General features: G+C 30.9%; 10 protein-coding genes. 9 read left to right on the top strand and 1 reads right to left on the bottom strand.

The window, feature by feature from the left end; genetic code table 11:
- Positions 1-721: 721 nt before the first annotated feature.
- From MYRA21_RS16330 to MYRA21_RS19095, 8 genes are all read left to right on the top strand, one after another.
- Positions 722-2,314, top strand: coding sequence for a hypothetical protein (locus tag MYRA21_RS16330; protein ID WP_039329874.1), 1,593 nt, complete (start codon positions 722-724; stop codon positions 2,312-2,314).
- A 42-nt stretch (positions 2,315-2,356) separates the two neighbouring features.
- The gene (locus MYRA21_RS16325; RefSeq protein WP_039329873.1) at positions 2,357-4,006 is read left to right on the top strand and encodes a hypothetical protein; all 1,650 of its coding nucleotides are present in this window, start codon (positions 2,357-2,359) and stop codon (positions 4,004-4,006) included.
- 14 nt (positions 4,007-4,020) lie between these two features.
- Positions 4,021-4,881, top strand: coding sequence for a hypothetical protein (locus MYRA21_RS16320; RefSeq protein ID WP_039329872.1), 861 nt, complete (start codon positions 4,021-4,023; stop codon positions 4,879-4,881).
- Positions 4,882-4,992: 111 nt separating this feature from the next.
- A complete protein-coding gene (locus tag MYRA21_RS16315) occupies positions 4,993-6,411 on the top strand; it encodes a hypothetical protein (RefSeq protein ID WP_039330485.1) in 1,419 nt (472 codons plus the stop codon).
- Between the two features lie 21 nt (positions 6,412-6,432).
- The gene (locus MYRA21_RS16310; RefSeq protein WP_235279972.1) at positions 6,433-9,078 is read left to right on the top strand and encodes a hypothetical protein; all 2,646 of its coding nucleotides are present in this window, start codon (positions 6,433-6,435) and stop codon (positions 9,076-9,078) included.
- 527 nt (positions 9,079-9,605) lie between these two features.
- Positions 9,606-10,142 carry a DUF3137 domain-containing protein gene (locus MYRA21_RS16305; protein WP_052237552.1) on the top strand — a complete coding sequence of 179 codons (537 nt, stop codon included), beginning with the start codon at positions 9,606-9,608 and terminating at the stop codon, positions 10,140-10,142.
- Positions 10,143-10,160: 18 nt separating this feature from the next.
- Positions 10,161-10,523 carry a hypothetical protein gene (locus MYRA21_RS16300; protein WP_039329870.1) on the top strand — a complete coding sequence of 121 codons (363 nt, stop codon included), beginning with the start codon at positions 10,161-10,163 and terminating at the stop codon, positions 10,521-10,523.
- A gap of 39 nt (positions 10,524-10,562) precedes the next feature.
- Entirely contained in the window at positions 10,563-10,727 is a 165-nt protein-coding gene (locus tag MYRA21_RS19095; RefSeq protein WP_158437116.1) for a hypothetical protein, read from the top strand.
- Between the two features lie 198 nt (positions 10,728-10,925).
- Here the strand turns inward: MYRA21_RS19095 and MYRA21_RS16295 are convergent, their stop codons facing one another.
- Positions 10,926-11,762, bottom strand: a complete 837-nt coding sequence (locus MYRA21_RS16295) for an RteC domain-containing protein (RefSeq protein ID WP_039329869.1) — start codon at positions 11,760-11,762, stop codon at positions 10,926-10,928.
- Positions 11,763-11,958: 196 nt separating this feature from the next.
- Here MYRA21_RS16295 and MYRA21_RS16290 point away from each other — a divergent pair, with 196 nt between their 5' ends.
- Positions 11,959-12,270 (top strand): hypothetical protein, encoded by a 312-nt coding sequence (locus MYRA21_RS16290; protein ID WP_039329868.1) that lies wholly within the window; start codon positions 11,959-11,961, stop codon positions 12,268-12,270.
- The last annotated feature ends 347 nt before the right edge of the window (positions 12,271-12,617 follow it).

The following is a 12,617-nucleotide window of genomic DNA, read 5'->3' as shown; positions in this document are numbered from 1 at the left end:
ATTTCGACTCTTATTTTTTTAACAGATTACATCTTTTCTCTTCTTTTGTTGCCGAAAGCTAAGTTTTATAAGTTTCAAATCTCTTTAAAAAAGTAAAATATCTCTATTTAGAACTATTAAAGCGAAAAATAACTATCAAAATCAAGAAGTTACAAATTAAATATATATAAATAGTTTTACTTCTAAAAGTCTCATTATTAGTGTTTTGTATTGGTGTTATATATTGTTTTTGAGATTTCTTTCTTTTTTGGCACAGTTATTGTTTAGTAGATTATTGTCAAAATATAATACAGTAATCGTAATATAGGTTAAGTGATAATTATTTGACTTGAAGGTTGTTGTGATTTTAAGAAGTGGAAAGATCTAAAGTGAATTACAGAACCAATCAAGTATAATTAGCAAAATATTCAATTTACTATTTGTTTTTAACATGTATATACACATCACAAATTATGAGTTTGACAAATTATGATGTTTTACAATTTGATAAAAATCACCAATGGGGATTTTATACTTTTTAAGGATTTATTATTTGTGGTTTTTACGCCTTTTAGAGTAATTGTTGTTTTTTTTGTTTATTATGTGTTTTTTGTGATTTAAATAGTTTTACTGTGTTAATATTTTTTTGTTTATGTAAAAAAAAATAAAATTATGTTGTAAATGTATATTTGTGTTATGTTTGTGATAGTAAAATAAGAAGTGGAAATTTTAATTAAATTTTATGAAAAGAAAAGTACTTTTAGCGGTTTGTTTAATAGGTTTTGGTTTAATAAGCGCACAGGCACAAGATTTAGGGTTTAGTATAGGTGGACACGTTCCTAGTCCAGCAGCAGTATTAGATGTTGATGCAACTAATAAAGGGGTTCTTATCCCAAGAATAGCTTTATCAAGTGAGACACACCTTTTAAATGGTGGTAAGAATCCAGAAGGAGTAATCGTTTATAATATAGGAAAAACTCTTCAGACAGGTTTTTACTACTGGGATACTACCAGGTGGGAAAAAGTATCTGCAGATAGTCAAGTTCAGGAGCAGATTACTCAAATCAATAATGAAATTAAAAATATTACCAATATTGATGGAGGAAAAGGAGATACTGATATTAGTTATTTAGTTTCATATAACCCAGACTCGCATGTGTTTACTTACCTATTACCAAAACAAGGTGGTGGATATGATCAGATGAAAATAGACTTTAACGAGGCTATTAAAGATACTGAAACGAACACATTTGTTAGAGAAGTAACAACTACAGTGGAGGGAAAAGAAGTAGTTTCTAAATATATTTACTTTTCTGAGAAACAAATCACAGATTGGTTAAAACTTCCTGGAAACGCAAATAAACTTCCTAACACAGAAATGGAAGATTCATTAGGGACACCAATCGATGTATTAGGAGTAGTTAACAATAACTTCAAAGAAATCCTCGAGAACACTAACAACACTGAGATTATTAATAATATCATTAAAGATGCTCCTAATAACGTTTGGATTCAGGAAAAAGGAGGGATTAAGTATTTAGTTTATAAGGATGAGAATGATAATATTATTGAAGTAGATCTAACACCTCAAGAAACACAAACCTCTATTTTCAAATACTCAGTTACAGAAAATGGTAAAGAAGGAGTAGAGAGTAAAACGGATTCTTTAGATGTAGCAAAATTAGAGAGCGGAGATATCTATTACGCTTACAACGCTGAGGGTGGAAAGGTTCATTATATTAATATGACTAGTGATATTATTAACTCAATTGAGCATAATGAAACCCTTAAAAAAGAAATCTTTAAAACAGTAAATAATTATCATTCTACAACAGGAGGGAATGTCTACTTCGGAGAGGTTACAGGAGTAAATGGAGATGTACTTTATACAATGGATAAAGATGGTAATAAGACACAGATTGATATCTCACAAGACATTTTAAAAGTAATTGAGAATACAGTTAACAACTCTATTGTTGAGAAGATATTAGAACAGACAGCAATTAAGGTTGTTATAGGATCATCAGTAAAGCTTAACGAAACACATGACACTTTACCAGTGTATAAAGGTAAGTATGAGGCTCATGTAGATAATTATGATGAAGACGCAGGAGCTTTATATAATACACAGTTTAATGCTGGGTTTGCTATAGCTGATTTCGAGACATTATTGAGCGTTAAGATTTTAAAAAACAAACAATTAGTACAGAACTCGGTTACTGATGTGAAGTACGAAAACGGAGCATTAACCTTCAAATTTGGAATGGGTAATCTACATGCAACATTACTATCAGGAGATTACCAAGTTATTATTGATTATGTAGCAACTAAGTAGTATTAACACAAGAGATTAATTAGAAATTTTAAAAAGACAAAGATGAAAAAAAATATATTTATTCTATTAGCATTAGCATTAACTACTATAACAGTAGCACAAGATAAATCAGGTTTCGGTATTGGAACAAAAAGAATTGATAAAGCAGCTATGCTTGATATTCAAGCAACTAATAAAGGGGTTCTTATCCCAAGAATAGCTTTATCAAGTGAGACACACCTTTTAAATGGCGGTAAGAATCCAGAAGGAGTAATCGTTTATAATATAGGAAAAACTCTTCAGACAGGTTTTTACTACTGGGATACTACCAAGTGGGAAAAAGTATCTGCAGATAGTCAAGTTCAGGAGCAGATTACTCAAATCAATAATGAAATTAAAAATATTACCAATATTGATGGAGGAAAAGGAGATACTGATATTAGTTATTTAGTTTCATATAACCCAGACTCGCATGTGTTTACTTACCTATTACCAAAACAAGGTGGTGGATATGATCAGATGAAAATAGACTTTAACGAGGCTATTAAAGATACTGAAACGAACACATTTGTTAGAGAAGTAACAACTACAGTGGAGGGAAAAGAAGTAGTTTCTAAATATATTTACTTTTCTGAGAAACAAATCACAGATTGGTTAAAACTTCCTGGAAACGCAAATAAACTTCCTAACACAGAAATGGAAGATTCATTAGGGACACCAATCGATGTATTAGGAGTAGTTAACAATAACTTCAAAGAAATCCTCGAGAACACTAACAACACTGAGATTATTAATAATATCATTAAAGATGCTCCTAATAACGTTTGGATTCAGGAAAAAGGAGGGATTAAGTATTTAGTTTATAAGGATGAGAATGATAATATTATTGAAGTAGATCTAACACCTCAAGAAACACAAACCTCTATTTTCAAATACTCAGTTACAGAAAATGGTAAAGAAGGAGTAGAGAGTAAAACGGATTCTTTAGATGTAGCAAAATTAGAGAGCGGAGATATCTATTACGCTTACAACGCTGAGGGTGGAAAGGTTCATTATATTAATATGACTAGTGATATTATTAACTCAATTGAGCATAATGAAACCCTTAAAAAAGAAATCTTTAAAACAGTAAATAATTATCATTCTACAACAGGAGGGAATGTCTACTTCGGAGAGGTTACAGGAGTAAATGGAGATGTACTTTATACAATGGATAAAGATGGTAATAAGACACAGATTGATATCTCACAAGACATTTTAAAAGTAATTGAGAATACAGTTAACAACTCTATTGTTGAGAAGATATTAGAACAGACACAAGTTAATATCTTAAAAGATCAGCACGATGTATCTATTAATGCATCTATTGATAATAGTAAGGTTTATAAAGGTAAACGTACTGTAGAGGTTAAGCATGATGATGAATATGATGTAACATTTGTAGGTACAATTAAAGTAGTACCTTCTAAGAAAGTTGAGAAAATGGAAAATGGAAACTTAACAGTTACTTATGAACCAACAGGTGAGAAAATGGAGACATTACTTTCTGCAAAAGTAATTAATCCTAAAACAAAGCAAGTAGTGGTATCTACAGTTACTGATGTTGTGGTAAGTGGAAATGAATTTACATTCAGTTTTGGTCAAAATGGAATGTATATGACATTAGAAAATGGAGATTATGAAGTAGTTTTTGAATACACTGCTTCTAAATAAAATAAAGAAGAAGTATGAGAAAGTTTAGTTTAATGTTATTCTTAATGGGTATATCTGTCACAGGATATGCCCAAGTAGGAATAGGTGTACAGAAACCTACTTCAGCATCTATGCTAGAGGTTCACAGTCCGGATGGCAACAAAGGGGTATTATTACCTAAAGTAGCCTTGACAGACAAGAATGTATTTGCTCCTATAAATGGAGATAAGAATGACCCACGTCATATAGGATTAGTTATTTTTAATCAAACAACTAACCCTACCAAAGACTTAGTAAGTGGGTATTACTATTGGACAGGAACTAACTGGACATCTTTTGTGGATAAACAGGAAATTCTAAATGTAATAGAGGAAAAACAAATAGGTGGTAATGTCTATTATGGTAAAATAGGGGCAGGGAAAGAACAGGTTCTTTATGTGAAGAGTAAAGACGAGAATGGAAAAGAAATAATAGAAGAGCTAAACTTATTACCAGGATTAATAGACAATATTACTAATGCATCAGAAGAAGTTGTTTTTGAGCTTAAAGATAAACTTGGGTATAATATTTCAGAGAAGGTATCTTATATAGGAAAATCTATTAAAGGAAACTATATATATAGTTTTTATACAACTACTAGTTTAGAGAGTGATAATGCTGAGGCTAAGGGAGTAAGTCTTAATAAGAGCGTTTTAGAGCTGTTAAGTAAAGGCGAAGTCTTTAAGATTATGTTATTAGATAGTAATTATAAGCTTATAGACATTAGTGTTACAGATATTGAGGTTAGTCAAGAGGGAGTTTTAAAGTTTAGTCTAGGAACGCCTAATTTTTATTTAACCCTTCCACAAGGGCAATATGGAATGATAGTAGAGCTAATAAGTACTAAGAAGATATAATATTAAGACAAGAATAAATATTACCTTTTTTTAGTATATTTAGTTCTAACTAAAAGCTATTTTAACCTACTACAGAGTTACAGAATAGTGACTCTAAAAAAATTAGAAGAAATGAAACAAAAGATACTCATAATCGCTTGTTTATGCATAGGTAGTTTTACATATGCCCAGAGTGGTAAAAGTTTTTCAATAGGAGTTTCGGCCCCTGATCCAAGTGCATTACTACACATAGAATCAGATCAGCACGGGGTGCTTATTCCTAATGTACAAATCAATAATATAACAGATAAGGCACCAATAAAAACGAATATAAAAGAGAGTTTACTAGTGTTTAATAAAGGTACTAAAACAGTAGAAAAAGGATATTACTACTGGACTATTAACCAAGAGACTTCCTCTGGTAAATGGGTAAGAGTACTAACTAGTGATGATCATCAAACAATATTAGATGGTCAGATACAAGAATCGTTTATCGAAGAAATAAAAGATGGAAAAGGTACAGGTGTTTTTATCTATACCCCTGATAAGAACCAGGCCAATGATACTAATGCTCCAGGTAGATTAGTACTTGATATACCACATTTAGTACAGCAAAATCAAACACTTACTAGTTTTGGTTTAGAGCAATTCGAATTGTATCATTATTCGGATAAACAGGCTTATAGAAAGAAGTTAACTTTAGAGGAAGAGCTTGAAAAAGGAGTACGCTATGAAAGGACTACTAAAGAATTAGAGTTAGCCTATACAGATGAGAATAAAGATACAATAAGATATGCTATTAAGGACCTTTTAGGGGCTGATAATGATAGTGTACCTGCTATTACTGGTTTAAAAATAGATGGATCTGGCACAGGATTAATCTACACGAATGATAAGGGAATAAGCAATACGTTAAGTCTTATTGATGCAGTGAAACGCAGTGAAACAGTTACTAGCCTTAATATTGATCAGAACGACAATCTTGTCTTTATCAATGAAAGAGGAAATGTACAACAAGTAAGTATGCGAGGTGTGGTTAGAGAACCTTGGCATAAACCAGAGGATAACACGGAGGCCCAGAGTATAAAAGATAACATATTCACTAGTGGATGGGTAGGAATAGGACTTAGCCCAGAGGAAGCAAAAAGCGCAATTGCGAAGCCTAAGCAAGATGAGAAACTACGCATTAACGGTAGTATCTATGCTCGTAATAGTTACTATGCAGATTATGTATTTGAGAATTATTATACTAATGAAGCTTCTGATTTAAACCTAGAGTATAGTTTTAAAGACTTAAGCACTGTAGAGTCTTATATTAAGAATCACTATCACCTTCCAGGTATTACTCCTATAAAAGAACTTGATAAATCTCTTGAGCAAGGATACTTAATTAATGTATCAGAATTAAGTGTTCAGCTCTTAGAGAAGGTAGAGGAGTTATATCTACATACCATAGAACAGCAAAAAGTGATTGATCTTCAAAAAAGTGAAATCAATGAGCTAAAAGATCAATTCAAAGAGCTACTGGAATATGTAAAACAAAACAAATAGGGTGAAAAAACAAAGGAAGTTATGAGTTTTTTAAATAAAGTAATAAGATATATAGTCGTAGTAGCAATACTGTGTTTGAGCCATATCACAATGTATGGGCAAGTAAACAAGACTATGGGGACCCGTATTACAGATGTGATAACGGATAAGGAAGTTAGAACTAATGCTATATTAGATTTAGAGAGTACCTCTAAGGGATTCTTTTTGCCTCGTATGACTACCATACAAAGAGATGCTATCAAAAAAGAAATGGGAAAAGACAACGGTCTAGCTGTCTATAATATAGATAATGACTGTGTGGAGTATTGGAGTGAGAGAGCAAGTAAATGGATGAGCTTATGTGGAACACTACCACCAGCTAAATTAGATCTAGCAGAGGACAGCTGTGAAAGTATTAGTTTTACAGGGTTTAATATAGTTGATGAAAAGCCTTTGTTACAACAAGGTGTTGCTTTAGATCCAACAAAACAGTTTATGATCGTTAAGCTAAAGGTGAATCAAGTAGGAACTTTTACCATCTCAGCTAGTGGTAATAATGGTTATTTCTTCTCTGGTGAAGGACAGTTTCAGGCAATAGGGACTTACGAAGTAGTGCTTAAAGCAATGGGAACACCTATTAAAGGATATGATCAAACAGGTAGTATAAGAGGAGATAAATTACAGTTTACTGTTAATGGTATAGATTCAAAAGTGTGTACTAATACAGAATTAAGGGTAGAACCAGCTGAGCTTGACTTTAAAATTGGTAGTAAAGTTTATTTCGCAACTAAAAAGTATAATGTTGGTATTCCTACAAGTTTAAAGTCAGGGCATAAGATAGAAATTGATATTGAAGTAAAATCAGGTGGTTTAGCAACAGTAGTAGCAACTAATAAAAGATTGGGAATGAAGTTTATAGCTTCTAAAAAAGTTACTCCAGCAGATAAAATATTAATATTAGAACCTGTAGAGGGAGAGAATATTCCTGTAGAAAACGATATAGATCCATATGAGTTTATCTTTGAGGTAAATACTAAAAATCCTATTACTACAATTAATGGTAGCAAGGCTCAACTAAAAGTAGAGGAGACAGAATTAAAGGCCTTGTTTACTGATATTAATCTAGGAAAAGAGCCATATTATCAAGGAGAGAACCTAAATGAGAAACATACTCTAGAATTGCCAATTGAGGTAATTAATTCAGGATATGCTACTTTGAGTTTAAGCAATGGTCAAGGGATTTTATTTAAATCCGAAAGGGTAATGCTGGCTATGCCTAGTGAGAATGCTAAAACTCAGATAGTGAAATTCACTGCTGTAAAAGGTGGGATTTTACCTAAGTCTGAGTTTGTAAACCTAACTTTAAAAGGGGATGGAAAGCGCTTTAATATTGTAGATGGTACTGAGTATAATCTTCCACTAGAGAAAAAACCAGTAGCCTATACAATTGATTGTAGCTCTGTAAAGTCAAACAGAGGAGCTATTCCATATAATAAAGTAATTGGAGATAGTTATTATATTATAGCTAAGGTAAATGTAACAGTACCTGGAGAGTATGAGATAAATACTAGCGCTCCTGTAGATGGAATATTGTTTAGCACATCTAAAGATGGGGTAAAACAAGTATTTACTAATACTGGAATACAAGAGGTAATATTACATCCAGTAGATAAGACTGTTATACCTACTCAAAGAGGAGAATACTCAGTGAACTTGGTAGCTAATGATATGTCTAATAGTAGCTGTTCTGGAATAAAAGTAAAAGTGGGATACGGAGATATAAATGTTTTAATACTTAAGAATGCTCGTAATGGAGATTCTAATGAAGCATTGTTCTTTACTGGGAAAAATAGAAATGGAAAAGCAAGATTTGGTGAAGATGGTGTCTTTGTAGAAACAGGTGAAGTAAAAGTAACAACTTACGATACGTATAGAGATAATAATGAGATGAATAGAGTTCAAATTTTAAAAGATATTAAAGCGAAGAAGTACAACTTTATTATGATCTCAGGGCAATATGGTATCGGAGCATTAGATAAGGATATTGCTGATGCAATCTATAATTATACGATTAATGATGAAGGAATATTTTTTATGTATACAACTTATTTACATGAGAATAAGAACTTAAAAGGGGACTATATTAAAATTATAGGTGAAGAAATTAAAGGGCAATACATAGGAGAAATTAATGAACCTTATGGTTTAGAATTAATCAAACGATTTAATAAAGACCAAAGTTTAGAAGTGCAAAGCTATGCATATGATCGTGGTTTTAAAACTTATGTCCACAATATATCAGAACCTCTGACAAGTGAAAAGAGTGGTTATAAATACCACACAATTAATAAGGTATATAAAAATGTTCACTGGTATTATAGAAGTGAAGTTGATGATGGATATAAACCTGCTTTTGATGCTACAAATACTGAGTATAGACCTTTAATAACAGACAGAGGAAATGAAAAACGAGGAACAGTGTTTGTTCATAAAAAGTATGAAAACTTAATTTGGGCACCAATAGGTTCAAGCTGGTATGATGGAATGTTTGTCAATGGAGCTTATATAGATGCTGCTACAGGAGAAGTATATAAAGATGATTTTAATAGAACTAGTGCAAGTACAGATAACGCACCATTTACAGCTAACTTATTTATTGAGTTAATAAGTAGATTAGCCAATAAGTAATAGAATAGAAATTTTTTAAGTAAAAGATAGGTAGTCGTAATGGCTACCTATTTTTTTTGGTCTACCTATGACGATATAGTCAAATTCACTCTTTTTATTTGGTTATTAGATTTAGTAACTTGTAAGCAAAAAAGAAATGAAAAGTGTGATAAGTAGATTGTTTTTGATTCTTGCTGTTGCTTGTATTAGTAGCTGTAAAGGCCAGGAGGCTGATAAAGAAAAAAACAAACCAGAGGTGTTTAATTAGTCAGCCCTTAAAAACAACTCATCTTATTGTTAATTAGTCGCCCCCTTAAAAACAACTTAATTAAATATAAATCAATATATTACCAATAGCGTCCTAAATAAACCACTATGGACTTTCAGTCCATAGTGGTTTATTTAATATTCTAATTTATACTCATAGTCAATGGTTTGATCAAATAGATAACAGTACAATACTTTATATAATCATACCTCTATTTGTTTTAATTATCAAAGGTAGCACAATAACAATTAATGATATAGGACTTAAAAAGAGTACATTGATGTATTGGCTTTCTAAGTCTTCAGTAGGAACATTTATCACAGTTGTTATCTATATGTTTAGAGGGATATTCTCAAAGAGAATGGAAGATATAACCCTAGATTTTAGAGGAATGTTTAGTACAGTGTCTTTAAAGAAAAATATAGGAGGTATTGTAATTATAGTACCTGATAAATTAGAGAAACATATGGATTACCTAGCAGATAATATTCAAAAACTTAAAAATAGAGATGGAATTGAGTTAATCAAAATGGAAGATGTAGAGTTTGAGCATGCCTTTACTGTTTATAGTAGTGATGATACTTTAGCCCGTTATATATTAACGCCTAGTAGAATGAGAAAAATGGTAGAACTTAAAAAGAGATATGATAAAGATATAATGATTTCATATGCTTTTAATCACTTCTATGCAGCAATTAATATTCCAGAAGGATTATTAGGGCTTGACAATACTAAAATAGCAAAAGGCAACAGCGTGAATAACTTCTATAATAATGTGTGTTTATCGCGTAGTATGATGAATTTAAGTGAAATATAAATAATAAATTGTAAAATTATGAAACAGAAGTATCCAGATCAATTGTTTGAGTTTTTTAAATCTCAACCAGAACATTTTGAAGAAAGAACAAACGTAACAAAGAAAGTAATAGGAGGTATCTTTACCTTAGGTTTTCTTGTTTTAATCATTTTCCCAGGTATTATTATGGAGGGATGGTTAGTACTTGGTACAGCCATCGTAGGTGTATTATTTGCTGCAGGTTATACCTACTTAGGAGGAACTGAAATTTATAGTAAAAAAAGTGGTGGAAAAATTACCTCTATGGGAGGAATGGTTAAGTTTGCTCATCCTGAGCGTGGAACAGAGCCATTTGGACCTGATGATATGCATATTATAAATATGTTTAATAACAATGATTGAGCAAGTTTAACTGATCAAGAGACTGCAGATGATAGACCAATGCAGTTAGAGATAAATGTAGATCAAGAAGCGAAAGAGATTTATCTATTGTTGTGTCGTTATATTACATCTGCTAGATTAGAAGGTGTTGCAGAAGTAAAAGTGATTAAAGAGCCAGAATACTCTCAAGTATATGGATTGTTTAAGAGCATGAAAAAGTACTAGATATTCTTGGATTAAACATATAAAAGGTCTGTTTTTGTTTTGAAAACAGACCTTTTATCATTTGTAGTCAGACGCTCTGTGTTTTTGTAGTTATTTCGGTTCAAACCCTGCCACTTTGGAAAGTTTAATATCATTATCTTGTTGTTTTCAAAACGATAAGATATAATATATTGATACGAGATAGTTTTAATTCCTATGCTAGTAGTCCTTATCCATATAGTCCTCAAGGGATTTTTTTAATTTATCTAAAAACATTGTCCTTGAGTAATTTCTTGTTTTCATCCGGTGAAAGGTATGATGAATATTATCTGAGATATTAATTTGGAAAACTTGTCCTAAAGCTTTTGATAGTTTTTTTATTTTAACCTTACCATGGTTTATTGATTTTGTTACATACAAGGCGTATATTAATTCTATTAAAGCACTGTTTGATTCTGACCAGGTTATACTGTTTTTTGTAGCTGTACTACTTAAGTTATTATGAGTTATTGTTTTTTGGTTTAAATATTCACTTAGTAGTTCATAGGCTATAATGCGTGCTAGTTTATAATCATATAGGGTTGAGAAACGAGGATCTATTTCAAAGCTATAGGTACTAACTAGATTTGTTTTGTTTATTTTACCTGTTGTAAAGTACTCTATATCTCTATGGGTAGAATTTGTTTTATAATACTTATATAGATCACTATAAAGAAGATGTTTTTTGTACTCAAGATGTAGTTCATTTAGTTTTTCTTGGTAGTATAGCTTAGTTGATACTATATCACTTGGAGATTCACTCTTAAAAAAGTAGAGTTTATTGTAGAATATAAGTTTACCAAGAATTAAAGGTTTAGTGTTTTTAAAAAAATCAATTTCTTGTTCTTCACTAGCAAAGCCATAGAGAAGAACTTGTTTTTTAATTTGTATTAAAACAGATTTTAGATAATCAACCATTTCTAATGCCTTTGACATAGAAAAAGACTCTAACAATCCTAAGTCAGTCTCTTTTTGGGTGATCTTGGTAAGAACATTTTTTGTTGTTGTTTGATTCATGAGTTGTATTTTTTATTAAGGTTGGTTTTGTTTTTTATGTTTATCATAAATGTTAATTTTTAGATAACTGTGCTAAATAAATAAAATCATTTAATCTAATCAATACGTATTTATACGTATAATTGCGTATAAATACGTATTGACTTTGTAATTTAATATAAAGAACTTTATGGATTAATTATAAATATGTATTTTTATGAAAATTTCAAATCAAAGTGGTCAAGTAATCACAAAGCAAAAAGCTATTGAGTATATTTCTGAGTTTAAAGCTCAGAATCCAAATGCTATAAATAGCTATTATGTAGGAATAGATAAACTACAAGCTCTTTTGGGTCAAAACAATTGTATAGGTATGCGTATCTATCCAGGGCTCAATAAACAAACCTCTTTAATCAATATGGTTTTAGTAGGAGTAAATCAAATAGGGCAGGATATCAGTGATGGAATTATCCTAGAGGAATTAATCACTTGTCCTCCTGCTTGTCCGGATAATAATACTTTAGGATAAGAAGTAGTTAATATATCTATGGCAATAATAGTAGTGACTTTATTCTTTGGCATTATACCCTTTTGTCTTTACTTGTATAAAAGGCAAAAGGGTATTAAATGTAATAAGGCTTATATAGGCATTGTTTTATTATTTTTTATAGCCTCTTTATATGAAACAATAGCAAGTCTTATTTTAAAGGTAAATGTTATTGTTTGGTTTCAAGTTTATTCTCTATTGGAGTTTATAGCTCTGTTTTATTTATTTATAAACCTGTTAAATTATAGACCCAAGGTTTACTTTTATGTGTTCTTGGGTATTTTTATGATTGTTTATCTGTTGTCATTTCGCTTTTTAACTAATGAATT

Source organism: Myroides sp. A21, assembly GCF_000807225.1.
GTDB lineage: Bacteria > Bacteroidota > Bacteroidia > Flavobacteriales > Flavobacteriaceae > Flavobacterium > Flavobacterium odoratimimum.
Note: the sequence above shows the minus strand (reverse complement) of the source record. Positions and strands in the feature narration are given on the sequence as shown.